At 61.6% G+C, this 25,072-nt stretch carries 20 protein-coding genes and 4 tRNA genes; 23 read left to right on the forward strand and 1 reads right to left on the reverse strand.

Features of this window, described 5'->3' with window-relative positions; genetic code table 11:
• Nucleotides 1–11 precede the first annotated feature (11 nt).
• From leuD to ABTV87_RS10035, 22 genes are all read left to right on the forward strand, one after another.
• Entirely contained in the window at nucleotides 12–656 is a 645-nt protein-coding gene (leuD, locus tag ABTV87_RS09930; protein ID WP_007956446.1) for a 3-isopropylmalate dehydratase small subunit, read from the forward strand.
• Nucleotides 657–784: 128 nt separating this feature from the next.
• A complete protein-coding gene (locus ABTV87_RS09935) occupies nucleotides 785–1,549 on the forward strand; it encodes a class I SAM-dependent methyltransferase (RefSeq protein WP_007956447.1) in 765 nt (254 codons plus the stop codon).
• Nucleotides 1,550–1,618: 69 nt separating this feature from the next.
• Nucleotides 1,619–2,701 carry a 3-isopropylmalate dehydrogenase gene (leuB, locus tag ABTV87_RS09940; RefSeq protein WP_433899366.1) on the forward strand — a complete coding sequence of 361 codons (1,083 nt, stop codon included), beginning with the start codon at nucleotides 1,619–1,621 and terminating at the stop codon, nucleotides 2,699–2,701.
• A 66-nt stretch (nucleotides 2,702–2,767) separates the two neighbouring features.
• Nucleotides 2,768–3,880, forward strand: coding sequence for an aspartate-semialdehyde dehydrogenase (asd, locus tag ABTV87_RS09945; RefSeq protein ID WP_085607866.1), 1,113 nt, complete (start codon nucleotides 2,768–2,770; stop codon nucleotides 3,878–3,880).
• 193 nt (nucleotides 3,881–4,073) lie between these two features.
• Nucleotides 4,074–5,084, forward strand: coding sequence for an aspartate-semialdehyde dehydrogenase (locus ABTV87_RS09950; protein WP_433899367.1), 1,011 nt, complete (start codon nucleotides 4,074–4,076; stop codon nucleotides 5,082–5,084).
• Nucleotides 5,085–5,293: 209 nt separating this feature from the next.
• A complete protein-coding gene (locus tag ABTV87_RS09955) occupies nucleotides 5,294–7,948 on the forward strand; it encodes a FimV/HubP family polar landmark protein (protein WP_433899368.1) in 2,655 nt (884 codons plus the stop codon).
• 150 nt (nucleotides 7,949–8,098) lie between these two features.
• Nucleotides 8,099–8,923: a tRNA pseudouridine(38-40) synthase TruA gene (gene truA / locus ABTV87_RS09960; protein ID WP_085607862.1), complete on the forward strand. Its 825-nt coding sequence runs from the start codon at nucleotides 8,099–8,101 to the stop codon at nucleotides 8,921–8,923.
• 64 nt (nucleotides 8,924–8,987) lie between these two features.
• A complete protein-coding gene (locus tag ABTV87_RS09965) occupies nucleotides 8,988–9,602 on the forward strand; it encodes a phosphoribosylanthranilate isomerase (protein WP_433899369.1) in 615 nt (204 codons plus the stop codon).
• Between the two features lie 192 nt (nucleotides 9,603–9,794).
• The gene (gene accD, locus ABTV87_RS09970) at nucleotides 9,795–10,715 is read left to right on the forward strand and encodes an acetyl-CoA carboxylase, carboxyltransferase subunit beta (protein WP_007956457.1); all 921 of its coding nucleotides are present in this window, start codon (nucleotides 9,795–9,797) and stop codon (nucleotides 10,713–10,715) included.
• Nucleotides 10,712–12,019, forward strand: a complete 1,308-nt coding sequence (gene folC, locus ABTV87_RS09975; RefSeq protein ID WP_258713179.1) for a bifunctional tetrahydrofolate synthase/dihydrofolate synthase — start codon at nucleotides 10,712–10,714, stop codon at nucleotides 12,017–12,019. The genes accD and folC overlap by 4 nt, the downstream gene beginning before the upstream one ends.
• Nucleotides 12,003–12,671, forward strand: a complete 669-nt coding sequence (locus ABTV87_RS09980) for an SPOR domain-containing protein (protein WP_221534614.1) — start codon at nucleotides 12,003–12,005, stop codon at nucleotides 12,669–12,671. The genes folC and ABTV87_RS09980 overlap by 17 nt, the downstream gene beginning before the upstream one ends.
• 98 nt (nucleotides 12,672–12,769) lie before the next feature.
• The gene (locus ABTV87_RS09985; protein WP_007956464.1) at nucleotides 12,770–13,330 is read left to right on the forward strand and encodes a CvpA family protein; all 561 of its coding nucleotides are present in this window, start codon (nucleotides 12,770–12,772) and stop codon (nucleotides 13,328–13,330) included.
• Nucleotides 13,331–13,371: 41 nt separating this feature from the next.
• Entirely contained in the window at nucleotides 13,372–14,877 is a 1,506-nt protein-coding gene (gene purF, locus ABTV87_RS09990) for an amidophosphoribosyltransferase (protein ID WP_007956466.1), read from the forward strand.
• Nucleotides 14,878–14,957: 80 nt separating this feature from the next.
• Nucleotides 14,958–16,169: an O-succinylhomoserine sulfhydrylase gene (locus ABTV87_RS09995; protein ID WP_085607856.1), complete on the forward strand. Its 1,212-nt coding sequence runs from the start codon at nucleotides 14,958–14,960 to the stop codon at nucleotides 16,167–16,169.
• Nucleotides 16,166–16,942: an SDR family oxidoreductase gene (locus ABTV87_RS10000; RefSeq protein WP_007956470.1), complete on the forward strand. Its 777-nt coding sequence runs from the start codon at nucleotides 16,166–16,168 to the stop codon at nucleotides 16,940–16,942. Before ABTV87_RS09995 ends, ABTV87_RS10000 begins: the two co-directional genes overlap by 4 nt.
• Nucleotides 16,943–17,032: 90 nt before the next feature.
• Nucleotides 17,033–17,108, forward strand: a tRNA-Val gene (locus ABTV87_RS10005).
• 55 nt (nucleotides 17,109–17,163) lie between these two features.
• Nucleotides 17,164–17,240, forward strand: a tRNA-Asp gene (locus ABTV87_RS10010).
• A gap of 93 nt (nucleotides 17,241–17,333) precedes the next feature.
• Nucleotides 17,334–17,410 (forward strand) — tRNA-Asp (locus ABTV87_RS10015).
• 422 nt (nucleotides 17,411–17,832) lie between these two features.
• Nucleotides 17,833–20,664 (forward strand): xanthine dehydrogenase family protein molybdopterin-binding subunit, encoded by a 2,832-nt coding sequence (locus ABTV87_RS10020; RefSeq protein ID WP_433899370.1) that lies wholly within the window; start codon nucleotides 17,833–17,835, stop codon nucleotides 20,662–20,664.
• Nucleotides 20,657–21,196: a (2Fe-2S)-binding protein gene (locus ABTV87_RS10025; protein ID WP_433899371.1), complete on the forward strand. Its 540-nt coding sequence runs from the start codon at nucleotides 20,657–20,659 to the stop codon at nucleotides 21,194–21,196. The genes ABTV87_RS10020 and ABTV87_RS10025 overlap by 8 nt, the downstream gene beginning before the upstream one ends.
• Nucleotides 21,197–21,198: 2 nt before the next feature.
• Nucleotides 21,199–22,434 carry a c-type cytochrome gene (locus tag ABTV87_RS10030; protein ID WP_433899372.1) on the forward strand — a complete coding sequence of 412 codons (1,236 nt, stop codon included), beginning with the start codon at nucleotides 21,199–21,201 and terminating at the stop codon, nucleotides 22,432–22,434.
• A 2-nt stretch (nucleotides 22,435–22,436) separates the two neighbouring features.
• Entirely contained in the window at nucleotides 22,437–23,408 is a 972-nt protein-coding gene (locus ABTV87_RS10035) for an XdhC family protein (RefSeq protein WP_102717967.1), read from the forward strand.
• 52 nt (nucleotides 23,409–23,460) lie between these two features.
• On the opposite strand, the gene ABTV87_RS10040 is transcribed toward ABTV87_RS10035, so the two are convergent.
• Nucleotides 23,461–24,744, reverse strand: coding sequence for an NAD(P)/FAD-dependent oxidoreductase (locus tag ABTV87_RS10040; protein WP_074687695.1), 1,284 nt, complete (start codon nucleotides 24,742–24,744; stop codon nucleotides 23,461–23,463).
• A 184-nt stretch (nucleotides 24,745–24,928) separates the two neighbouring features.
• Here ABTV87_RS10040 and ABTV87_RS10045 point away from each other — a divergent pair.
• A tRNA-Val gene (locus tag ABTV87_RS10045) sits at nucleotides 24,929–25,005 on the forward strand.
• Nucleotides 25,006–25,072: the final 67 nt, after the last annotated feature.

Consider the following 25,072-nt stretch of genomic DNA (forward strand, 5'->3'; position numbering starts at 1 on the left):
AGGAGCGCAGCATGAAAGCTTTTACCCAGCACACTGGTCTCGTCGCGCCTCTGGATCGTGCCAACGTCGACACCGACCAGATCATTCCGAAGCAGTTTCTGAAGTCGATCAAGCGCACCGGTTTCGGCCCGAACCTGTTCGACGAGTGGCGTTACCTCGATGTGGGTCAGCCGTATCAGGACAACTCCAAGCGTCCGCTGAACAAGGAATTCGTGCTCAACGCCGAGCGTTATCAGGGCGCCAGCGTGTTGCTGGCCCGCGAGAACTTCGGTTGCGGCTCCAGCCGTGAGCACGCGCCGTGGGCGCTGGAAGAATACGGTTTCCGCAGCATCATCGCGCCGAGCTATGCCGACATTTTCTTCAACAACAGCTTCAAGAACGGTTTGCTGCCGATCATCTTGAGCGATGCTGAAGTCGACGAACTGTTCAAGCAAGTCGAGGCCGCGCCGGGCTATCAGTTGCAGATCGATCTGCACGAGCAGACCGTGACCAGCCCGAACGGCAAGGTCTACCGCTTCGAGATCGACGCGTTCCGCAAGCATTGCCTGCTCAACGGTCTGGACGATATCGGCCTGACCTTGCAGGACGGCGATGCGATTGCCGCGTTCGAAGCCAAGCATCGCGCGAGCCAGCCATGGTTGTTCCGCGACGCGTGAGATTGATGTAGTCAGGGCTGGCCCCTTCGCGAGCAAGCTCGCTCCCACATTTGAAATGCATTCCCCTGTGGGAGCGAGCTTGCTCGCGAAAGGGGCAGTTCAAACAACACAGCTATCAGGATGTGACCATGACCAGCACCGCCCACAGTCAGGTTGTACAAAAGCAATTCGGTGAACAGGCCGCCGCCTACCTGAGCAGCGCCGTTCACGCTCAAGGCACTGAATTTGCGCTGCTGCAGGCTGAATTGGCGGGGCAGGGCGAGGCGCGGGTGCTGGATCTGGGTTGCGGCGCCGGGCACGTGAGTTTTCACGTTGCCCCGTTGGTGAAAGAAGTGGTGGCGTACGACCTGTCGCAGCAGATGCTCGACGTGGTCGCCGCCGCTGCGGTTGATCGCGGCTTGAGCAACGTGTCCACGGTCAACGGTGCCGCCGAGCGCCTGCCGTTTGCCGATGGTGAGTTCGACTTCGTGTTCAGCCGTTATTCGGCGCACCATTGGAGCGATCTCGGTGTGGCCTTGCGCGAAGTGCGTCGGGTGCTGAAACCGGGCGGCGTGGCGGCGTTCATCGATGTGCTGTCGCCGGGCAGTCCGCTGTTCGACACCTATTTGCAGAGCGTCGAAGTGCTGCGCGACACCAGTCATGTACGCGATTATTCGGCCGGTGAGTGGTTGCGCCAGGTCAGCGAAGCCGGTCTGCATACCCGCAGCACCACGCGTCAGCGCCTGCGTCTGGAGTACAACAGCTGGGTCGAGCGCATGCGCACACCCGAAGTGATGCGCGCCGCGATCCGCCAGTTGCAGCAGTCGATGGGCAACGAAGTACGCGAATATTTTGAGATTGAGGCCGATGGTTCGTTCAGTACAGATGTACTGGTGCTCTGGGCTGAAAAGTAATCCTGAAACGATAAGTATTTTTCCGGGCGCGCCAGTCGATGGCGCACCGACTGAAGACACGAGGAAAGCATGAGCAAGCAGATTCTGATTCTCCCAGGCGACGGTATTGGTCCGGAAATCATGGCCGAAGCGGTCAAGGTGCTGGAACTGGCCAGCGACAAGTACAGCCTGGGCTTCGAGCTGAGCCATGACGTGATCGGTGGCGCGGCCATCGACAAACACGGCGTGCCGCTGGCCGACGAAACCCTCGACCGTGCCCGCGCGGCCGACGCTGTGCTGCTGGGCGCCGTGGGCGGCCCGAAATGGGACACCATCGAGCGTGACATCCGCCCTGAGCGCGGCCTGCTGAAAATCCGTGCACAACTGGGCCTGTTCGGCAACCTGCGTCCGGCGATCCTGTATCCGCAACTGGCCGACGCTTCGAGCCTGAAGCCGGAAATCGTTGCCGGCCTGGACATCCTGATCGTCCGTGAGCTGACCGGCGGCATCTACTTCGGCGCGCCGCGCGGCACCCGTACTCTGGAAAACGGCGAGCGCCAGTCCTACGACACGCTGCCGTACAGCGAAAGCGAAATCCGCCGTATCGCCCGTGTCGGTTTCGACATGGCCCGCGTGCGTGGCAAGAAGCTGTGCTCGGTGGACAAGGCCAACGTGCTGGCGTCCAGCCAACTGTGGCGTGAAGTGGTCGAGCAGGTCGCCAAGGATTACCCGGACGTCGAACTGAGCCACATGTACGTCGACAACGCCGCCATGCAACTGGTGCGTGCGCCGAAGCAGTTCGACGTGATCGTCACCGACAACATGTTCGGCGACATCCTGTCCGACGAAGCGTCGATGCTCACCGGTTCCATCGGCATGCTGCCGTCGGCCTCGCTGGACGCCAACAACAAGGGCATGTACGAGCCTTGCCACGGTTCGGCGCCGGACATCGCCGGCAAAGGCATCGCCAACCCGCTGGCGACCATTCTGTCGGTGTCGATGATGCTGCGTTACAGCTTCAATCTGCACCAAGCGGCGGATGCCATCGAGAAAGCGGTCAGCGTGGTGCTGGATCAAGGTCTGCGCACCGGCGACATCTTTTCGACCGGTTGCACTAAAGTCGGTACGCAGGAAATGGGTGACGCAGTAGTCGCCGCGCTGCGGAATCTGTAATCTCTCGGGCCCGCTGCGAAATTCAATACAAAGCAGCGGCCCACTTTTCAAGAAGGTGTAGTTGCGATGAAACGTGTAGGTCTGATCGGTTGGCGCGGCATGGTCGGTTCCGTGCTCATGCAGCGGATGCTGGAAGAGCAGGATTTCGATCTTATCGAGCCGGTGTTTTTCACCACTTCCAATGTCGGTGGCCAAGGCCCGTCCGTGGGCAAGGACATTGCTCCGCTCAAGGACGCTTACAGCATTGAAGAGCTGAAGACCCTCGACGTGATCCTGACCTGCCAGGGCGGCGACTACACCAGCGAAGTGTTCCCGAAGCTGCGCGAAGCCGGCTGGCAGGGTTACTGGATCGACGCGGCCTCGAGCCTGCGGATGAACGACGACGCCGTCATCATCCTCGATCCGGTCAACCGCAAGGTCATCGACCAGCAGCTCGACGCGGGCACCAAGAACTACATCGGCGGCAACTGCACCGTCAGCCTGATGCTGATGGGCCTGGGCGGTCTGTTCGAGGCCGGTCTGGTGGAGTGGATGAGCGCCATGACCTATCAGGCGGCCTCCGGTGCCGGCGCGCAGAACATGCGTGAACTGATCAAGCAGATGGGTGCGACCCACGCCGCTGTCGCCGATCAACTGGCTGATCCTGCCAGCGCGATCCTCGACATCGACCGTCGTGTGGCCGACGCCATGCGCAGCGACGCGTACCCGACCGAAAACTTCGGCGTACCGCTGGCCGGCAGCCTGATCCCGTGGATCGACAAGGAGCTGCCGAACGGCCAGAGCCGTGAAGAGTGGAAGGCCCAGGCCGAGACCAACAAGATCCTCGGTCGCTTCAAGAGCCCGATCCCGGTCGACGGCATCTGCGTGCGCATCGGCGCCATGCGTTGCCACAGCCAGGCGCTGACCATCAAGCTGAACAAAGACGTGCCGATCGCCGACATCGAAGGGCTGATCAGCCAGCACAACCCTTGGGTCAAACTGGTGCCTAACCAGCGCGAAATCAGCATGCAGGAGCTGAGCCCGACGAAAGTCACCGGCACCCTGAACGTACCGGTCGGTCGTCTGCGCAAGCTGAACATGGGTTCGCAGTTCGTCGGTGCTTTCACCGTCGGCGACCAACTGCTGTGGGGCGCGGCCGAACCGCTGCGCCGCATGCTGCGGATACTGCTTGAGCGTTGATCGCTTGATGCAATGAAAGAACCCGCGCCTTGCAAGAGGCGCGGGTTTTTTTGTACCTGTTGATCGTTCCCACGCTCTGCGTGGGAATGCAGCCATGGACGCTCCGCGTCCGCTCTTCGTGGCGGGCGCGAATTGCCTGTGTGCGACTCACCCGGTAAAGTGCCGCTCCCCCCGTTTCGCCAGAGGTAGCAACATGACCCAGACCCTTGATATTGCCGTGATCGGCGCCACCGGTACTGTCGGCGAAACCCTCGTGCAGATTCTCGAAGAGCGCGATTTCCCGGTCGGCACGTTGCACCTGCTGGCCAGCAGCGAATCCGCGGGCAGCTCGGTGCTGTTTCGCAACAAGAACGTGCGCGTGCGCGAAGTCGACGAGTTCGATTTCAGCAAGGTCAAGCTTGCGTTCTTTGCCGCCGGCCCTGCCATCACTTTGAGTTACGCCGCCCGTGCGCATGCGGCAGGTTGCTCGCTGGTTGATTTGTCTGGCGCCTTGCCGGCGGATCAGGCGCCGCAAGTGGTGCCGGAAGCCAATGCCGATGTGCTGGCCGGTTTGAAAGTACCGTTCCAGGTCAGCAGCCCGAGCCCGTCGACTACTACGTTGGCTGTGGTGCTGGCGCCGCTGCTCGATCTGATCGAGCTGCAATACGTGCATGTCACCGCCAATCTGGCGGTTTCCGCCCAAGGCCGCGAAGCCGTGACCGAGCTGGCGCGCCAGACCGCCGAACTGCTGAACATGCGTCCGCTGGAGCCGACTTTCTTCGACCGGCAGATGGCTTTCAACCTGCTGGCTCAGGTTGGTACGCCGGACGCGCAGGGCCATACGCTGCTGGAAAAACGTCTGGTTCGCGAGCTGCGTCAGGTGCTGGCCAAGCCTTTATTAAAGATTTCCGCAACTTGCGTTCAAGCCCCGGTGTTTTTTGGCGATAGCTTTAGCGTGACCTTGCAGTCAGCGAGCGCGGTCGACCTGGAAAAGGTCAATGCTGCGCTTGAAGAGGCCGAGGGTATCGAGCTGGTCGAGGCCGGCGATTATCCAACCGCCGTCGGTGACGCGGTGGGGCAGGACGTGGTCTACGTCGGGCGCGTGCGTGCCGGTGTCGACGAACCGTCGGAACTTAATCTGTGGCTGACGTCAGATAACGTACGCAAAGGTGCGGCCCTCAACGCCGTGCAGGTTGCCGAGTTGTTGATAAAAGACCTGCTGTAAAAGATACTTGGCAACAATTTGTCGACTGATTCTAGGCGAGCGCTATGCTTGGCCGGAGCACTCGATGACGTGTCACCCTCCGGGACTTTCCGGGGCATCAAAGAAATGATCGCGCGCGGCATGCTGTCGTCGTCGCGCGCAATGCCTTACGGCAGCGACAATCAATATCTTCTCGCTGGCCGAGGAACGTTCAAACAAAGGAAGAGGCTATGGTTCAAGTTCGCAAACTGGTGTTAGCAATAGCGGCCGCCTCGGCGCTGTCCTCCGGTATGGCGCATGCCCTCGGGCTCGGGGAGCTGACCCTGAAGTCGACCCTGAACCAGCCGCTGGTGGCGGAAATCGAGCTGCTCGATGTCAAGGATCTGACCGCTGCCGAAGTGGTGCCGAGCCTGGCCTCGCCCGAAGATTTCGCCAAGGCCGGCGTCGATCGCCAGGCCTTCCTCAATGATCTGACTTTCACCCCGGTGCTCAACGCCAGCGGCAAAAGCGTGCTGCGCGTAACGTCGAGCAAGCCGCTGTCGGAACCGATGGTGAAATTCCTCGTGCAGGTGATGTGGCCGAACGGCCGTCTGCTGCGTGATTACAGCGTGCTGCTGGATCCGTCGAAGTTCTCGCCGCAGACCGCTGACGCCGCCGCTCAACCAGCGCCAGCGCAAACCATCACCGCGCCGACCACCGGCGCCACGCATTCGACCCACACCACCACGCCGCGCGACACCCTGTGGGAAATCGCCGCCAAGGCGCGCACTGGCGGTTCGGTGCAGCAGACCATGCTGGCGATCCAGGCTTTGAACCCGGACGCGTTCATCGGCGGCAACATCAACCGCCTGAAAACCGGTCAGGTGCTGCGTCTTCCGGATCAGGTGCAAAGCACCGCACTGCCGCAGTCCAAGGCGATTGCCGAAGTGGCGGCGCAGAACGAAGCCTGGCGTCAGGGCCGTCGTTATGTGGCCAAGCCGGGCACCGGTCAGCAGCAACTCGATGCGACCAATCGTGGTCGCGCCAATACCGCTGCTGCGCAAAACGCCAAGGACAACCTGAGCCTGGTGTCCGCCGAAAGCGCCAAGGCGCGTGGCAAGGGCCCGGCCGGCGATGCCAAGGCCCTGAGCAACAAGCTGGCGGTCACTCAGGAAAGTCTCGACACCACCCGTCGTGACAACGAAGAACTGAAAAGCCGCATGGCCGATCTGCAAAGTCAGCTGGACAAGCTGCAACGCCTGATCGAGCTGAAGAACAATCAACTGGCGAAAATGCAGGCCGAAGGTTCGGGCGCTGCTCCAGCCACCGCGACTGCGCCAGTAGTGCCGGCGATCACCGCGGAACTGGCGGCCACGCCGCCGGCTACTCCGGCAGAGGCGGCCCCGGCCGCACCTGCGCCTGAGGCTGCTGCTCCGGCACCGGTCGAGCCGGTTGTCGAGCCTGTGGTTGAAACGACGTCCGCCGCCGATGACGAGAAAACCTTCAACGAACTGCTGACCAATCCGATCCTGCTGGGTCTGGTCGGTGGCGGCGCAGTGGTCCTGCTGCTCCTGCTGTTGCTGCTGGCCCGTCGCCGCAAGGCGCAACAGGAAGCCGAAAAACACCTGCGCATGGCCCGTGCGCTGGAGGAGCAATCCTTCTCCCAGGACCTCGATCTGCCGGAAAGCAGCTTTGAAGGTCTGGAAGTGCCAGCCGCCAGCGTCAAGCTGACCCCGGCCCCGGCCCCGGCTCCGGCCCCGGCTCCGGCGCCTGCCGCCGCTGCTGCTGTAGTTGCTCCAGTCGTGATGGCCGAGCCGATCGCCGCGCCGCTGGTGGCACCTGCCGCCGAGCGTTCCGACGACGTGCTGGACAAGGCGCAGTCGCACATCGATGGCGGTCGTCTGAATCAAGCCGCCGCGTTGCTGGAGGAGGGCGTGAGCCTGGAGCCGCAGCGCAGCGATCTGCGTCTGAAGCTGATGGAAGTCTACGGTCGCCAGGGTGATCGCGATGCCTTCGTCGGTCAGGAGCGTCAACTGGTTGCCAATGGCGACAACTTCGCCAAGGTCGAAGAGCTGAAAAGCCGCTTCCCGGCCATGGCGGTCGTTGCGGCCAGCGGTCTGGCGGCAGCGGCGATTGCCGCCGAGCTGGACGAGGATTACGTCAAGGAGCTGTTGCTCGACGAGCCTGAGGCTCCTGTTGCGGCAGATGACGAACTGGACAGCGCTTTCGACCTGAGCCTCGACGATCTCGACAACATCACGCCGGTTGAGCCTGTGGCGGCTGTCGAGCCGGAAGCGCCGGTCGAGCTGGACGCGTTCCCGACTGACGACGACCTGAGCTTCGAGTCGGTGCTGCAACAGCAGACCGACATCAAGGAAAACCTCGACGACCTGTCGGACTTCGACCTGGATCTGGACCTCGGCGCCGATCCGGCGCCTGCGCCGGTCGAGTTGGCAGACGATGACTTCCTGCTGGATCTGGACGAGGGCGTGAAGGATCTGCCGCTGGTCGAAACCCCAACCGTGGCCGACGTGCCGCAGGACGATCTGGAGCTGCCAGCCGATTTCGACCTGTCCCTGGCTGACGAAATGGACGCGGCGCCTGCCGAGCCGGATGCGTTCGCCGCTGAACTGGACGACGTCAACGCCGAGCTGGATCGTCTGTCGAGCAGCATCAACGAGCCAAGCTTCACCGAAGCTGATGCCGCGCTGGGTGATGATCTGGGTGAGGATGACTTCGACTTCCTGTCCGGGACCGACGAAGCCGCAACCAAGCTCGATCTGGCTCAGGCCTACATCGACATGGGCGACAACGACGGCGCGCGCGACATCCTCAATGAAGTCATCAGCGAGGGGAACGACAAGCAGAAGAGCGAAGCGAGCGAAATGCTTTCGCATCTGGCCTGAGTCGGCATTCAGCGGTAAACAAAACGGCAGCCCATGAGGCTGCCGTTTTTGTTTGGGTCTGGTTTCCCCGTCCCGCCGCCTTATAATGCCCGCCTTTGTAGATCAGCAGGCTGTACCGACTTGGCAAACATAGATAACCCGGCCGCCGAAATGGCACCCGAAGGCTTTTTCCGCGTCGCGTTGGGCGTTGAATACAAGGGCTCGCGCTACAGCGGCTGGCAGCGCCAGTCCACCGGTGTGCTCACCGTGCAGGAAACCCTGGAAAAAGCCCTGTCGAAGGTCGCCGACTCGCCGATCTCGCTGCAATGTGCCGGGCGCACGGACGCCGGTGTGCATGCCTGCGGGCAGGTGGTGCATTTCGATACTCAGGTCGACCGTTCGCTGAAAGCCTGGGTCATGGGCGCCAACATCAATCTGCCCCACGACATCAGCGTCAGTTGGGCGAAGGTCATGCCGGCGCATTTCCATGCGCGATTCAAGGCGATTGCCCGGCGATATCGCTACGTGATCTACAACGATCAGATCCGCCCGGCGCATCTCAACGAAGAAATCACCTGGAATCACCGTCCGCTGGACGTCGAGCGCATGGCCGAAGCCGCGCAGTACCTGATCGGTACCCATGATTTCAGTGCCTTCCGTGCCGGCCAGTGCCAGGCCAAGTCGCCGATCAAGAAGATGCACCACCTGCGCGTGACCCGGCACGGCAAAATGATCGTTCTGGACATCCGCGCCAACGCGTTCCTGCATCACATGGTGCGCAACATCGCCGGTGTGCTGATGACTATTGGCGCCGGCGAGCGGCCCGTGGAGTGGATGAAAGAAGTGCTGGAGAGCCGCGAGCGGCGTTCCGGCGGGGTCACGGCGCATCCGTTCGGCCTGTATCTGGTGCAGGTCGAGTACCACGACGAGTTCCCGTTGCCCGAGCGTTTCATCGGGCCACATTTCCTTACGGGTTTCTCGGAACTTGACGGCTGACGCCCTCGAACGCATTTGTTACCATCCGGGACTTTCTCGGATTTGCCTTGGGGTTTTTATCGACATGTCGGCCGTTCGCAGCAAGATTTGCGGGATTACCCGCATAGAAGATGCGTTGGCAGCCGTCGAGGCCGGGGCCGATGCCATCGGTTTTGTGTTCTACGCTAAAAGTCCGCGGGCCGTGACCGTTCAGCAGGCGCGGGCGATCATCGCCGCCTTGCCGCCGTTCGTGACCACGGTCGGGTTGTTCGTCAATGCCAGCCGCTGCGAACTCGGGGAAATCCTCGATGCCGTGCCGCTGGATCTGCTGCAGTTTCACGGCGACGAAACCGCCGCCGACTGCGAAGGCTGGCACCGGCCGTACATCAAGGCCTTGCGGGTCAAGGCCGGCGATGACATTGCCGCTGCCTGCGATGCCTATCCGAGCGCCAGCGGCGTGCTGCTCGACACTTATGTCGAAGGCGTGCCCGGCGGAACCGGCGAGGCGTTCGACTGGTCATTGATTCCGCAAGGCTTGAGCAAACCGTTGATTCTGGCCGGCGGCCTGACGCCGGAGAACGTCGCCGATGCGATCGCCCGGGTGCGGCCGTATGCCGTGGATGTCAGCGGCGGGGTAGAGGCGAGCAAGGGCATCAAGGATCACGCAAAGATTCGTGCATTCATCAACGCCGTACGCTGATGTGACGGCTGGCAGACTGCCGCCGTCCACAGCTCTGTAGAAAAGAGGCTGAGGGTCTTTTCGGGGTGTACGCAGGTCAGTTCCGCTGACCCGGCAGTCCGGACGATCATCGCCACACATGAATTTAGCTGAAGGGCATACGCGGGGCCGCGAACCAGAGCGTTCGGGCCGCCGGTACTGGAGAAAGAAAGCATGAGCAACTGGTTGGTAGACAAGCTGATCCCTTCGATCATGCGTTCCGAGGTCAAGAAGAGCTCGGTCCCTGAAGGTCTGTGGCACAAATGCCCGTCCTGCGAGGCTGTGCTGTATCGTCCGGAACTGGAAAAGACCCTGGACGTTTGCCCTAAATGCAACCACCACATGCGCATCGGCGCACGTGCGCGCATCGACATCTTCCTGGACGCCGAAGGCCGTGCCGAACTGGGCGCCGATCTGGAGCCGGTTGACCGTCTGAAATTCCGCGACGGCAAGAAGTACAAGGACCGTCTGGTCGCTGCCCAGAAGCAGACCGGCGAGAAAGACGCACTGGTTTCCATGAGCGGCACCCTGCTGGGCATGCCGGTCGTGGTTTCGGCGTTCGAATTCAGCTTCATGGGCGGTTCCATGGGCGCCATCGTCGGTGAGCGCTTCGTACGCGCCGCCAACTACGCGCTGGAAAACCGTTGCCCGATGGTCTGCTTCTCCGCCTCCGGTGGCGCGCGGATGCAGGAAGCCCTGATCTCGCTGATGCAGATGGCCAAGACTTCGGCTGTGCTGGCGCGTCTGCGTGAAGAAGGCATTCCGTTCATCTCCGTGCTGACCGACCCGGTCTACGGCGGCGTTTCCGCCAGTCTGGCGATGCTGGGCGACGTGATCGTCGGCGAGCCTAAAGCCCTGATCGGCTTCGCCGGTCCACGCGTGATCGAGCAGACCGTGCGCGAAAAACTGCCGGAAGGCTTCCAGCGCAGCGAGTTCCTGCTGGAGCACGGTGCAATCGACCTGATCATCGACCGTCGCGAACTGCGTCCGCGTCTGGGCAACCTGCTGGCGCAACTGACCGGCAAGCCGACCCCGACCTTCGTTGCCGCGCCGATCGAGCCGATCGTCGTTCCGCCGGTGCCTGCCAACGTATGACCGAGCGCACCCTTGGCGAGTGGCTCGCCTACCTTGAACAGTTGCATCCATCGGCCATCGACATGGGGCTGGAGCGTTCGCAACAGGTAGCGTCCCGCATGGGACTGGGCCAGCCGGCGCCTCGGGTGATTACGGTCACCGGCACCAACGGCAAGGGTTCGACCTGCGCTTTCGTGGCTTCATTGCTGCGGGCGCAGGGCCTGAGCGTCGGTGTCTACAATTCTCCGCACCTGCTGCGTTACAACGAGCGGGTGCAGCTCAATGGCGTCGAAGCCACTGACGCGCAGCTGTGCGAAGCCTTCGCGGCGGTCGAGGCGGGGCGCGGCGACACTTCCCTGACTTACTTCGAAATGGGCACCCTGGCGGCGTTCTGGCTGTTTCAACAGGCCGGGCTCGATGCGGTGGTGCTGGAAGTCGGTCTGGGAGGGCGTCTGGACACGGTCAACGTGGTCGATGCCGATATCGCGCTGGTCACCAGCATCGGTGTCGACCATGCGGATTACCTGGGCAATACCCGCGAATCCGTGGCCTTCGAGAAGGCCGGGATTTTCCGTCAGGGCAAACCTGCGCTGTGCGGCGATCTGAATCCTCCACAGCCCCTGCTGGACAAGGCGCGCGAGCTTGCTTGCCCGTTCTTCCTGCGCGGGCGTGATTTCGATCTGGGTATCACGGATCAATTCTGGCAGTGGCGCGGCACTAATGCTGACGGTCAGGTCGTCGAGTTGCGTGATTTGCCGCTGCTTGATCTGCCGATGGAGAACGCCGCGCTGGCGTTGCAGGCTTATCTGCTGCTCGGTTTGCCATGGGATGCCAAACAGATTGTTGCGGCGTTGCAGGCGACTCGCGTGGTCGGTCGCCTGGATCGTCGTTCGTTCGAATGGAACGGCAAGCGCTTGAACCTGCTGCTGGACGTTGGCCATAACCCGCATGCGGCGGAGTATCTGGCGCGGCGTCTGGCTGCGCGTCCACCGGTCGGCAAGCGTCTGGCGGTGTTCGGCCTGTTGGCGGACAAGGATCTGGACGGTGTCATCGGTGAATTGAATGCCAGCGTCCAGCATTGGGCGGTGGCGCCGCTGGATTCGCCGCGTGCGCGTCCGGTGGCTGAATTGAATGTTGCACTGCAGAACCTTGGCGCGTCGGTCACGTCTTATGACAGTGTGGCGGCTGCGCTGGAAGGGCAGTGTGCAGTGGCCACCAGCGACGACGAGATCTTGCTGTTCGGATCATTTTATTGTGTCGCCGAGGCCCTCGAATGGCTGTCTCGGCGCTCCACGGAGGAAGCGGCAAATGGCTTTGCTGGATAAAGCGTACAAACAGCGCATGGTCGGTGCCCTGGTGCTGGTGGCGCTGGCGGTGATTTTCCTGCCGATGCTGTTTTCCCGTCAGGATGAGCAGCGTCAGGTAACCGTCGATGCGCCGGCCGCACCGCAGGCGCCTGCCGTGGCGCAGATCCAGATGGAAACCGTGGCCGTGCCCGAGCCGCAGGTTCTGCCGCAAGAGCCAGTGCCGAGCGATGACGAAGTCGCCGAGCAGGCTGCGCCAGCGGCACCGATTGCTTCCGCCGCGCCAGCCCCGGCTCCGGCGCCTGTAGCCAAACCGGTTGCACCGACGCCTGCTCCAGCTCCCGTGGTCAAGCCAACCACGGCCCCGGCCCAGCCGATCGCTGCGCTGTCTGCCAAACCCGATACCACTCAAAGCCGCGTCGATGCCAATGGCCTGTCGGTGAGCTGGTCGGTGCAACTGGCCAGTCTGTCCAGCCGTGCCAGCGCTGAAAGCCTGCAGAAAACCTTGCGCAGTCAGGGTTACAACGCTTACATCCGTTCCGCCGATGGCAAGAACCGGGTGTTCGTCGGTCCGCTGATCGATCGCGCCGAAGCCGATCGTCTGCGCGATCTGTTGAGCCGCCAGCAGAACCTCAAGGGGTTTGTGGTGCGCTTCCAGCCCGAGCGTGGCTGAAATCTATCGCCCCGATTGAAATGCACTGACATTCGCAGCTTACCGACAGCCCTGCGCTCTGCTAAAATGCGCCGCCTTATCCGTCTGTAGGCTGCACTGTGCCATTTACCTGGGTTGACTGGGCGATCGTTGCAATCATCGCCATCTCCGCTTTGATCAGTTTGAGCCGCGGCTTCGTCAAAGAAGCATTGTCGCTGGTGACCTGGATCATCGCAGGAGCCGTTGCCTGGATGTTCGGTGGCTCACTGTCCGAATACCTCGCCGGATACATTCAAACACCGTCGGCTCGTGTGATCACGGGCTGTGCCATCATGTTTGTCGCCACACTGATCGTGGGTGCAATGATCAATTATCTTATCGGCGAGTTGGTTCGCGTCACCGGGTTGTCCGGGACCGATCGATTCCTCGGCATGGCCTTCGGCGCTGCGCGTGGCGTGTTGCTGGTGGTCGTGGCGGTCGGGCTGTTGAGCCTGGGGCCGGTACAGCAGGACGGGTGGTGGAAAGAATCACAGCTCGTGCCAAAGTTTCTATTGGTCGCAGACTGGTCCAAGAACCTGATTCTCGGGTGGAGCAGTCAGTGGCTTGCCAGCGGAATCAGCGTACCCGCTGATATTCCGTTCAAGGAGCAACTCTTGCCGTCGGCCAAAACGCCTCAGTGAGTGTTGTTCAGTTCAGATCCATTAAGTAGGGGTTGCGTCGCATGTGTGGCATCGTCGGTATCGTCGGTAAGTCGAACGTCAATCAGGCGCTGTATGACGCGCTAACCGTGCTCCAGCACCGCGGCCAGGACGCTGCCGGTATCGTGACCAGCCATGATGGCCGGTTGTTCTTGCGCAAGGACAATGGCCTGGTGCGTGACGTGTTTCAACAGCGTCACATGCAGCGCCTGGTCGGCCACATGGGTATCGGCCACGTCCGTTACCCGACTGCCGGCAGCTCGACCTCGGCCGAGGCTCAGCCGTTCTACGTCAACTCGCCTTACGGCATCACTCTGGCGCACAACGGTAACCTGACCAACGTTGAACAGTTGGCCAAAGAGATCTACGAATCCGATCTGCGTCACGTCAACACCAGTTCCGACTCGGAAGTGCTGCTGAACGTGTTCGCTCACGAGCTGGCCCAGCGCGGCAAGCTGCAACCGACCGAAGAAGACGTGTTTGCCGCCGTGACCGACGTGCATAACCGTTGCGTCGGTGGTTACGCGGTCGTGGCGATGGTGACCGGTTACGGCATCGTCGGTTTCCGTGACCCGCACGGCATCCGCCCGATCGTGTTCGGCCAGCGTCACACCGACGAAGGCGTCGAGTACATGATCGCTTCCGAAAGCGTTTCGCTTGACGTGCTCGGTTTCACCCTGATCCGCGACCTGGCGCCGGGCGAAGCGGTCTACATCACTGAAGACGGCAAGCTGCACACCCGTCAGTGCGCGACCAATCCGTCCCTGACCCCGTGCATTTTCGAACACGTCTACCTGGCGCGTCCGGACTCGATCATCGACGGCGTGTCGGTCTACAAGGCCCGTCTGCGCATGGGTGAGAAGCTGGCGGAGAAGATCCTGCGCGAGCGTCCTGAGCACGACATCGACGTGGTCATCCCGATTCCGGACACCAGCCGCACTGCCGCGCTGGAGCTGGCCAACCATCTGGGCGTGAAATTCCGCGAAGGTTTCGTCAAGAACCGTTATATCGGCCGTACCTTCATCATGCCCGGCCAGGCCGCGCGCAAGAAATCGGTACGCCAGAAGCTCAACGCCATCGAACTGGAATTCCGCGGCAAGAACGTGATGCTGGTGGACGACTCGATCGTTCGCGGCACCACCTGCAAGCAGATCATCCAGATGGCCCGCGAAGCTGGCGCGAAAAACGTCTACTTCTGCTCGGCGGCTCCGGCTGTGCGCTTCCCGAACGTGTACGGCATCGATATGCCGAGCGCTCACGAGCTGATCGCGCACAACCGTTCGACTCAGGATGTCGCTGACCTGATCGGCGCTGACTGGCTGATCTATCAGGACCTGCCTGACTTGATCGAGGCGGTCGGTGGCGGCAAGATCAAGATCGAAAACTTCGATTGCGCAGTGTTTGACGGCAAGTACGTCACCGGCGACGTCGACGAGGCTTACCTGAACAAGATCGAACAGGCACGCAACGATGCCTCGAAGGTCAAGACCCAGGCGGTCAGTGCGATCATCGATCTGTACAACAACTGAGTTTCAACCGGCCCTTAGGGGCCGGTTTTGTATCTGGCAAAAGACTTTTATTTATCGAGAACAGGGCAAGGAGTGACAGCATGAGTCAGGAATGGGATGCCGGTCGGCTGGACAGCGACCTCGAAGGCGTAGCGTTCGATACCCTGGCCGTACGTGCCGGTCAGCACCGTACGCCGGAAGGCGAGCACGGTGATCCGATGTTCTTCACTTCCAGCTACGTGTTCCGTACCGCCGCTGACGCGGCTGCACGGTTTGCCGGGGAAGTGCCGGGCAACGTTTACTCGCGTTACACCAACCCGACCGTTCGCGCCTTCGAAGAGCGCATCGCCGCGCTGGAAAGCGCCGAGCAAGCGGTGGCCACGGCGACCGGCATGGCCGCGATCATGGCGGTGGTGATGAGCCTGTGCAGCGCCGGCGACCATGTGCTGGTGTCGCGCAGCGTGTTCGGCTCGACCATCAGCCTGTTCGAGAAGTACTTCAAGCGTTTTGGCGTGGAAGTCGATTACGTGCCGCTGGCCGATCTGTCGGCCTGGGATGCAGCGATCAAGTCCAGCACCAAATTGCTGTTCGTCGAGTCGCCGTCCAATCCGTTGGCTGAGCTGGTGGATATCACCGCGCTGTCGGAAATCGCGCACGCCAAGGGTGCGATGCTGGTGGTCGACAACTGCTTCTGCACGCCAGCGTTGCAGCAACCGCTGAAACTCGGCGCAGACATCGTCGTGCACTCTGCCACCAAGTTCATCGATGGCCAGGGCCGTTGCATGGGCGGCGTGGTTGCCGGTCGCAGCGAGCAGATGAAAGAAATCGTCGGTTTCCTGCGTACCGCCGGGCCGACCCTGAGCCCGTTCAACGCCTGGATCTTCCTCAAGGGTCTGGAAACCCTGAACCTGCGGATGAAGGCGCACTGCGCCAACGCCCAACAACTGGCCGAATGGCTGGAGCAGCAGGACGGTATCGAGAAGGTGCATTACGCCGGCCTCAAGAGCCATCCGCAGCACGAGCTGGCTCAGCGTCAGCAGAAGGGCTTCGGCGCCGTGGTGAGCTTTGAGGTCAAGGGCGGCAAAGAGGGCGCCTGGCGCTTCATCGATGCGACCCGTTTGATCTCGATCACCGCCAACCTGGGTGACAGCAAAACCACCATCACCCACCCGAGCACCACGTCTCACGGCCGTCTGGCGCCGCAGGAGCGTGAGGCCGCAGGTATTCGTGACAGCCTGATCCGCATTGCGGTCGGTCTGGAAGACGTGGCTGACCTGCAAGCCGACCTGTCGCGCGGTCTGGCGGCGTTGTGATCGAGTTGTCTACGCCAAAGATTGGCACCCATGGCCGCGTTGCATTGGTCACGGGTGCCGCGCGCGGGATCGGTCTGGGTATCGCGGCATGGCTGATCAGCGAAGGCTGGCAGGTGGTGTTGACGGATCTGGACCGTGCGCGGGGTTCGAAAGTGGCGAAAGTGCTGGGCGAAAACGCCTGGTTCATCGCCATGGACGTTGCGGACGAAAGCCAGGTGGCGTTGGGTGTCGCTGAGGTGCTGGGACAGTTCGGTCGTCTGGATGCGTTGGTGTGCAATGCCGCCGTGGCCGATCCGCACAACATCACGCTGGAAAGCCTCGATCTGGCTTACTGGAATCGGGTGCTGGCGGTGAACCTTGGTGGGCCGATGTTGCTGGCCAAGCACTGCGCGCCGTATCTGCGTGCGCACAACGGGGCGATCGTCAATCTGGCCTCGACCCGTGCGGCGCAGTCGGAACCTGATACGGAAGCCTATGCGGCGAGCAAGGGTGGTTTGCTGGCGTTGACTCACGCGCTGGCGATCAGCTTGGGGCCGGAGATTCGCGTCAATGCGGTCAGTCCGGGCTGGATCGATGCGCGGGATCCATCCGCCCGGCGCGCGGAGCCGCTGACCGATACCGATCATGCCCAGCATCCTGCGGGCAGGGTAGGGACGGTCGAGGATGTGGCGGCGATGGTGGCGTGGTTGCTGTCGAAGAATGCAGGGTTTGTGACGGGGCAGGAATTCGTGGTCGATGGCGGCATGACCAAGAAGATGATTTATACGGAATGAAGCAATTTCGTCTTTTTTAGAAAAACTTCAATCCTGCTATTGACTTAGGTTCGCTACCTGCGTAAATTTCGCGGCCTCGGAGATGCAAACGGGTGATTAGCTCAGCTGGGAGAGCGTCTGCCTTACAAGCAGAATGTCGGCGGTTCGATCCCGTCATCACCCACCACTCCCGAGATACTTGCGTAAGCAAGAACGTAGGCTGAAAGTGCCTGCACCGACGCGCAGCGGTAGTTCAGTCGGTTAGAATACCGGCCTGTCACGCCGGGGGTCGCGGGTTCGAGTCCCGTCCGCTGCGCCATATTTAACGAGTCAGACACTATCTGGTTCGCGATTGAAAAGCACCGAAGCTTTCAGTCAAACGAGTTACTTGAGCGTCAGCTCAAAGCGATACGCAGCGGTAGTTCAGTCGGTTAGAATACCGGCCTGTCACGCCGGGGGTCGCGGGTTCGAGTCCCGTCCGCTGCGCCATATCTGTTTCAAGGACCACTGAACGCCTTGAAACACCGAAAGCAACCTCTGGTTGATTCGGCATCGATAGCAAAGACCCTGGTCGAAAGACCGGGGTTTTTTGTGTCTGAAATTTGACCTTCCCCACATTCCTCCTCTGAAATCCAGCGATGATCGTCAGTCGTGGCTCGTTCGATGCCGCCCGGCAATCTCCCCTGCGTCCATGGGTCGCTGCGATGCGATGCCGCATTGATTTTTGATTCTTTGGTCAAATTTTTGTAACTGGTTGTTTGCTGCGAGCGCAGAAACCTTTAAAGTTAACCTTTCGGTCAGCTTTGCACTGTCATCATGCCCTTTGTTTAGCCAAAAAGGGCTTCTGCAAGACTCGAGATTCCCAGTAGATAACCAGAAGGGCGGATCCATAACCGCCCAGAGGATGATCCATGTCCAACCGTGAAATATCCCGGCGCTCGTTCCTTCAGGGCGGGCTGGTGGCGGGTGTGAGCGTTACGCTCACGCCGCTCAGCAGTCAGGCGCTGGCTGCCTTGATGGAAAACAGCGTGACTGTGCCGTCCGAGCAGTGGCTCGGCAACAACGGCAAGGCGCGCCAGCGTAACGATGCCTTGTCCAAGGTCTGCGGCAGCAAAGTGTTTGCCCGCGACATCCGTTCCAAGGACATGCCGGGCTGGCCCCAGCAGCAAGGCCACGCCATGTTGCTGAAAACCATCAAGGCCGACCGCATCTACGACGGTTACGACCTGTCGTGGCTCGGCGCCGATCTGCAGCCTGATCGTATCGTTACCGCCGCCGACCTGGACAAGGACGGCATCGTGTTCCCTGAAGAGCACGCACCGGATCCTCTGCTGCCGGAAGGCAAAGTGCCGATGTTCATCGGCCACCCGGTCGCGATCCTGATCTGGAACGACTTCGAGCGTTTCCGTCAGGCCAAGAACAAACTCAAATTCAATGACAAAGCGATTCGTTACGGTGCGCAAGTTCCGTTCTACGAAGGCGATCCCTATGGCAGCTTCCGCTACGTGCGCGTCGGTGGCCCGACGTCGGCGGACGAAGACGAGTTCGCCAGCCTCAAGGATTCGATCCTGTTCCCGATGCTGAAGAACCGTCGCCCGGTGTGGAATTCCCAGCCGAACCTGCACGGCAACCTGACCGAACGCGGCCTGTTCTACGCCGACCGCATGAAAAAAGAGATCGACACCCCGCCGGACAACTGGCTGGTGTTCGACGAGCGCTACAAAACTCCGTCGATCGAACCTGCTGCGATGGAGCCGGACAACGGCAACGGCTGGTACGACCCGGCGACCAAGACCCTGCATTTCGTCGTCGCCACTCAGTGCCCGCTGGAAACCGCCACCGAGACCGCGAAGATGATCGGGCCGTCGCGTTTCGGCCTGGCGAACCTGAACATGCACCCGGGTTATACCGTCGGTTACGGTTCCAAGGACCACAATATTTTCGTCTACTACGCGGCCCTGGCGGCGTTGTACGGCGCAGGTGTGCCGATTCGCCTGGCCAACGACCGTTACGAGCAATTCCAGAGCGGCATCAAGCGCCACCCGTTCGACATCCGCTATCAGTTGGCGGTGGACAAGACCGATCACAGCTTCAAGATTTTCCGTGCCGAGATGAGCGTCGACGGTGGCGGTCGGATCAACTACAGCCCGTCGGTGGCCGCCGTTGGCGCTACTGCGGCGCAGTCGATCTACTACATGCCGCAGAACGACCTGCAGGTCACCGCGTACCATTCCCGCGCCGTTGAAGCGGGTTCGATGCGCGGCTACGGCACGCTGCAGAGCATGGCCTCCACCGAGATGATGGTCGACGAAATCGCCGATCGTCTTGGTGTCGATGCCATTGATCTGCGCCGCAAGAACGCGCTGCGCTCGGGGATGAAAAACACCCAGGGCGCGATCCCGGCCGGTGCGCTGCGCCTGCACGAGATTCTCGACAAGGCTTCGCTGCACGAAGTCTGGAAAAACCGCGACGCGATCAAGAAACAGCGCGAAGCGGCAGACCCGGACAACTGGTATGGCGTGGGTTTCGCCATTTGCCAGAAAGACTTCGGCACCGGTTCCGAAGCGCCGATGGCCAGCATCGAGTTCACCGCCGACGGGCGCATTTCCCTGCGTCACATCGGCATCGAGATCGGTACCGGCATGTCCACCTCGCAAGCGTTGGTGGTGGCTGACTTCCTCGGCAGCGCGGCGCACGACGTGAAGACCGGCGAAACCGAGTGGGATGAGATGCAGCTGGTGACCGCCGGCAACCCTTACATCATGAGCCAGGCCGAGCAGGACAACTTCCTGCGCAACCCACGCTGGGTCGGCAAGCTGGCATCGGCCTCGTCCGCGACCAACTCCGCCTATTACTTCAGCCACGCCACCCGTGAAGCGGCGCGCGTGTTGTTCAACCACGGTCTGTGGCCGGCGGCGCTGGAGATCTGGCGTCAGGGCCCTTACGGCGGCCAGGCCAACCCTTACGTGGTGCGTCGCGAAGATGCGCATTGGGTCGACGGCAAACTGACCGCCAATGGCATGCAGCCACTGACCTTCGAAGAGCTGGCCAAGCGTGCTCACGACCGCGGTCTGGTCACTGGCGCCACGGTTCACGGTTTTAACCGCTGGAGCTGGGCCGAAGCCGAATACAGCATCGACGGCGTGCGCGAGCGTCTGCCGCTCGACGGTCTGGCGGTGAAGTACGGTGAAGGCGCCCCTAAGGCGAAGAAAGCGCAGATGACCAGTGCCGGTTTCCACCTGCTGGATCGGCAGAACATCGCCTACCCGGTGGTTCAGTTGAACAACGCCGCCGTGACCTACTACAGCCCAGTTGCAACGCTGGTCGAGTTGAAGGTCAACAAAGGTTCGGCAGAAGTCGAAGTGCTCAACCATCACTCGTGGCTGGAATGCGGCCGGGTGCTGGTCGAAGAACTGGTTCGTGGCCAGCTCGAAGGCGGAATCGCCATGGGCATCGGTCACGCCTTGATGGAAGAGATGCCGCTGTACGAAGGCGGGCCGGGGGAGGGTGACTGGAACTTCAACCGTTATCGCCTGCCGATGGCGCGGCATGTGGCGGTGTGGAAACAGACGTCGGAAATCCTGCCGCCGCTGTCGCCAAGCGACCCGTCCAAAGGCATCGCCGAAGTGGTGATGATCCCGGTGGTCGGTGCCATCGGTAACGCCGTGGCCCACGCCATCGGTAAACGTGTTCGCGATCTGCCAATCACTGCTGCGCGCATCAAGGAGGCCCTCAATGGCTAACCGTCCGCTTCAACTGACCCTCAACGGTCAATCCGTCGGTCCGGTGGACATCCCTGATGACCTGCCGATGATCGATTACCTGCACGAATACAAGAACCTCACCGGCTCGCGCCTGGGCTGCGGCCAGGGCATCTGCCACGCCTGCGTGGTGATCGTTGACAACCCGGACGGCACCAGCGAAGAAGTGCGTACCTGCATCACCGGCGCGCATTACTTCGAGGGTAAGAAAGTCCGCACCATCGAAGGCCACGCCAAGCGTGACGAGCAAGGCCAGGTCACCGAGCTGAACCCGATCCAGCAGCGTTTCGTCGACGAATTCGCCTTCCAGTGCAGCTACTGCGCACCGGGCTTCGTCAACGCCGCGACCGTGCTGGTGGAAAAGCTGCAACGCCAGCCGATCGTCGAAAGCAAACTGGAGCAAGTCATCGAGGACAGCCTCGGTCATCACGTCTGCCGTTGCACCGGGTACGTGCGTTACTACAACGCCACCCGCAACGTGCTGACCGATCTCGGCCTGGTCAAGGAGGGTTAAGCATGAAGCAATTACTGACCCGCCTGACCCTGGCGGTCGGGCTGGCTGCGCCTGTGTTGGCGGTGCACGCGGATAATCAGGTCAAGCGCGGCGAATACCTCGCCCGCGCGGCCGACTGCATGGCGTGCCACACGGCGCCAGGCGGCGCGCCGTTTGCCGGCGGCCTGCCGATCGTGTCGCCGTTCGGCACGATCTACGGCACCAACATCACCCCGAGCAAAGAGCACGGCATCGGTTTGTACAACGACGACGAGTTTTTCGCTGCGCTGACTGAAGGCAAGCGTCGTGACGGCGCGAACCTCTATCCGGCGATGCCGTACACCTCGTATCACTTGATGCCGCGTGCGGATTCGGATGCGATTCACGCGTATCTGAAAACCATCGAGCCAATCGAGCGTGCCGCGCCGGTGACGAGCCTGAGCTTTCCGTTCAACGTGCGTCCGGGCCTGATCGGCTGGAACATGATGTACGGCAAAGCCTTGAAGCTCGAATCTGCCGAAGGCAAAAGCGAGGCCTGGAAACGCGGCCAGTACATGGTCGAAGTGCTCGGCCATTGCGGCGAATGCCATACGCCACGCGGCCTGCCGGGCGCGATGCAGTTGGACAAACGCCTGACCGGCGGCATCCTCAACGGCTATCTGGCGCCGAGCCTGCTGGCGACGGATCTGGCGGCGCGCGGCTGGAATCATCAGGACCTGAGCACGTTCCTCAAGCACGGCATGAGCGCCCAGGGCACGATGTTCAACGAGATGTTCCCGGTGTTCCACAACAGCACCCAGGGCCTGAATGATCCGGATCTGGCGGCGATGGCGACTTTCCTGCTGGGCGACAAGCCTCCGGCGGCGAAAGAGCTGACCGAAGTGCCGGTGGAAAAACTCAGTGCCAGCGCTCAACGCGGCCGTCAGGAATACTTGAACGTCTGCGCCGGTTGTCACGCGGCCGGTGGCGAGGGTAAGCCGCACATTGCGGTGGCCATGCGTGGCAACACCACGCTGCGTCTGGAAGACCCGCGCAACCTGTTGCGAGTGATCGAGGATGGCATCGGCGAACAGAAATTCGCCGGGTTCGAACACATGCAGCCGATGCCGGGTTTTGCCGACAAGCTCAGTGCCGAACAACTGACCGATCTGCTGAACTACCTGCGTCAGGGTTGGGGTGGTCAGTCGGCCGAGCTGGCGGTCGGCGATGTGCAGAAGCTTCAGGCTGATGCCCCGTCCATCGAGCACAAGGCGCACTGATCATGCAGCATCTCGATCTGCAAGTGGTTCGGCGGGCATTGGAGTGGTCGACGGCGGGGCAGCGCATCTGGCTCTGCACCGTGCTGACCACCTACGGCTCGGCGCCGCGCGCGCCGGGTTCGCTGCTGGCGGTGAACGACGGTGGGCAGTGGATCGGGTCGCTGTCCGGTGGTTGCGTCGAGGAAGATTTTCTCGAGCGCGTCGCCGAAGGTGCGTTTCTCGATGCGATCAATGTCGTGCGTTATGGCGAAGGTGACGATCCACGTTCGCGGGTCAGCCTGCCGTGCGGCGGCATTCTCGATGTGCTGGTAGAGAAATTTGACGCGAGCTGCGATGTGCAGGCGCACCTGCGTGAACTCGAATCGGCGTTGCTGGGGCAGCGCCGGTTGATTCGCGAGGTCGATCTGGCCACGGGCGCGCGTAGCCTGTTTGCCGATCGCGAACAAGGTGCGCGGATCGAGCGTGAAATCGACCGGGTGCGGATCCGCATCGGCGCCGCTCAGCGTTTGTTGCTGGCGGGATATTCCAGCGTGGCGCAGGCCTGTGCAGAGTTCGCGGTGGGTCTCGGCTTTGAAGTGATTCTCTGCGACCCGCGCGATGAGGTGCTGGAAGGCGTGGTGCTCAATGGCGTGGAGATCCGCCGGCAATTACCGTCGGTGTTTATCGCCGACGGCGGTTGCCACCGTGATACGGCGGTGGTGGCGTTGACCCACGATCCGCGCATCGACGATCTGGCGATGATGGAAGCAGTGCGCACGGAAGCGTTCTACATTGGCGTAATGGGCTCGCAGCAGACGTCGCAGAAGCGCTTCGAGCGTTTGCGTCGGATTGGTGGTCTGGGGGAGAGCGAGCTGGCGCGGATTCATGCACCGATCGGCCTTAACCTGGGCAGCAAGACGCCGTCGGAAATCGCTTTGGCGGTGCTCGCGGATATCTTGCGGATTCGCAGCGGGATTGCGCGGGATCAGTTGTGATTGATGCTGGATGTAAAAAGGGCCGCTTTTCAGCGGCCCTTTTTTTCGCTCATCAGAAACCGAGCTTGTCGCGCAGTCCGTAGTACCACGCGCCGAGCGCGGCAAACGGTGTGCGCAGCAGTTGCCCGCCAGGGAACGGGTAGTGCGGCAGGTCGGCAAACGCATCGAAGCGCTCGGCTTGTCCGCGCAGTGCCTCGGCCAATACCTTGCCGGCCAGGTGCGTGTAGGTTACGCCGTGGCCGCTGCAGCCCTGGGAGTAATAGATGTTGTCGCCCAGGCGTCCGACCTGAGGCAGGCGCGACAGGGTCAGCAGGAAATTGCCGGTCCAGGCGTAGTCGATCTTCACGTCCTTGAGTTGCGGGAAGGCCTTGAGCATTTTCGGGCGGATGATCGCCTCAATGTTTGCCGGATCCCGCGCGCCATATACCACGCCGCCGCCGAAGATCAGGCGCTTGTCGCCAGTGAGGCGGTAGTAGTCGAGCAGGTAATTGCAGTCTTCGACGCAGTAGTCCTGCGGCAGCAGGGATTTCGCCAGCTCATCGCCCAGTGGCTCGGTGGTGATGACCTGTGTGCCGCATGGCATCGATTTGGCCGCCAGCTCTGGCACCAGATTGCCGAGGTAGGCGTTGCCAGCGACGATGATGAATTTGGCTCTGACTTTGCCCTGTGGTGTATGCACGACCGGATTGGCGCCGCGTTCGATGCGCACGGCCGGTGACTGTTCGTAGATGGTGCCGCCCAGGGATTCCACGGCGGCAGCTTCGCCCAGCGCAAGGTTAAGCGGGTGGATGTGGCCGCCGCTCATGTCGAGCATGCCGCCGACATACTGATCGCAGGCAACCACTTCGCGGATGCGGCGCTGATCGAGCAGTTCCAGTTGGGTATGGCCGAAGCGTTCCCACAGGCGCTTCTGCGATTCGAGGTGGCCCATTTGCTTGGCGGTGAGGGCGGCGAATACGCCACCATCTTTCAGGTCGCACTGGATGTTGTACTTGCTGACGCGCTCACGAATGATCCGGCCGCCCTCGAACGCCATCTGCCCGAGCAGTTGCGCCTGCTTCGGACCAACGCTGCGCTCGATCACGTCGATGTCACGGCTGTAACTGTTGACGATTTGCCCGCCATTGCGCCCCGAGGCACCGAAGCCGACCTTGGCGGCTTCCAGCACGGTCACGCGAAACCCGTTCTCCAGCAGGAACAGGGCCGAGGAAAGTCCCGTATAACCAGCGCCGATCACACAGACATCCGTCTCCACGTCATCCTGCAGGGCAGGGCGTGGTGGTACGGCGTTGGCCGACGCAGCGTAATAAGACTCTGGGTAAGGGGTGTTCGCCATCCTGCAGCCTCTGTTTAATATATTTTACGAGTGCAGCGATCCTACCCCAGTTGAAAAACCTCCGCCAGCCACCGGGAAATCTTCTTGCGTCGGGTCGAAATTAAATATTTTGCATATTCATAGGGTTAGGTGAAAAAAAGGTGTTGACACCCCTCCGGAATTCCGTAGAATGCCGCCTCACAGCAGGCACGTAGCTCAGTTGGTTAGAGCACCACCTTGACATGGTGGGGGTCGTTGGTTCGAGTCCAATCGCGCCTACCAAACAAAATCCGCTCTGCTGGGCGGTCTGGAAGGGGTTACCGGAAACGGTAACCCCTTTTTGCTTTCT

Source organism: Pseudomonas sp. PSE1(2024), from assembly GCF_050990555.1.
GTDB lineage: Bacteria > Pseudomonadota > Gammaproteobacteria > Pseudomonadales > Pseudomonadaceae > Aquipseudomonas > Aquipseudomonas aphyarum.

Coding starts and splice junctions, on each gene's coding strand:
- accD (WP_007956457.1), top strand. CDS start 9,795: ATGAGCAACTGGTTGGTAGACAAGCTGATCCCTTCGATCATGCGTTCC.
- ABTV87_RS09995 (WP_085607856.1), top strand. CDS start 14,958: ATGAGTCAGGAATGGGATGCCGGTCGGCTGGACAGCGACCTCGAAGGC.
- ABTV87_RS09965 (WP_433899369.1), top strand. CDS start 8,988: ATGTCGGCCGTTCGCAGCAAGATTTGCGGGATTACCCGCATAGAAGAT.
- ABTV87_RS10030 (WP_433899372.1), top strand. CDS start 21,199: ATGAAGCAATTACTGACCCGCCTGACCCTGGCGGTCGGGCTGGCTGCG.
- asd (WP_085607866.1), top strand. CDS start 2,768: ATGAAACGTGTAGGTCTGATCGGTTGGCGCGGCATGGTCGGTTCCGTG.
- leuD (WP_007956446.1), top strand. CDS start 12: ATGAAAGCTTTTACCCAGCACACTGGTCTCGTCGCGCCTCTGGATCGT.
- ABTV87_RS09955 (WP_433899368.1), top strand. CDS start 5,294: ATGGTTCAAGTTCGCAAACTGGTGTTAGCAATAGCGGCCGCCTCGGCG.
- ABTV87_RS09950 (WP_433899367.1), top strand. CDS start 4,074: ATGACCCAGACCCTTGATATTGCCGTGATCGGCGCCACCGGTACTGTC.
- folC (WP_258713179.1), top strand. CDS start 10,712: ATGACCGAGCGCACCCTTGGCGAGTGGCTCGCCTACCTTGAACAGTTG.
- purF (WP_007956466.1), top strand. CDS start 13,372: ATGTGTGGCATCGTCGGTATCGTCGGTAAGTCGAACGTCAATCAGGCG.
- truA (WP_085607862.1), top strand. CDS start 8,099: ATGGCACCCGAAGGCTTTTTCCGCGTCGCGTTGGGCGTTGAATACAAG.
- ABTV87_RS10025 (WP_433899371.1), top strand. CDS start 20,657: ATGGCTAACCGTCCGCTTCAACTGACCCTCAACGGTCAATCCGTCGGT.
- ABTV87_RS10040 (WP_074687695.1), bottom strand. CDS start 24,744: ATGGCGAACACCCCTTACCCAGAGTCTTATTACGCTGCGTCGGCCAAC.
- leuB (WP_433899366.1), top strand. CDS start 1,619: ATGAGCAAGCAGATTCTGATTCTCCCAGGCGACGGTATTGGTCCGGAA.
- ABTV87_RS10035 (WP_102717967.1), top strand. CDS start 22,437: ATGCAGCATCTCGATCTGCAAGTGGTTCGGCGGGCATTGGAGTGGTCG.
- ABTV87_RS10020 (WP_433899370.1), top strand. CDS start 17,833: ATGTCCAACCGTGAAATATCCCGGCGCTCGTTCCTTCAGGGCGGGCTG.
- ABTV87_RS09935 (WP_007956447.1), top strand. CDS start 785: ATGACCAGCACCGCCCACAGTCAGGTTGTACAAAAGCAATTCGGTGAA.
- ABTV87_RS09980 (WP_221534614.1), top strand. CDS start 12,003: ATGGCTTTGCTGGATAAAGCGTACAAACAGCGCATGGTCGGTGCCCTG.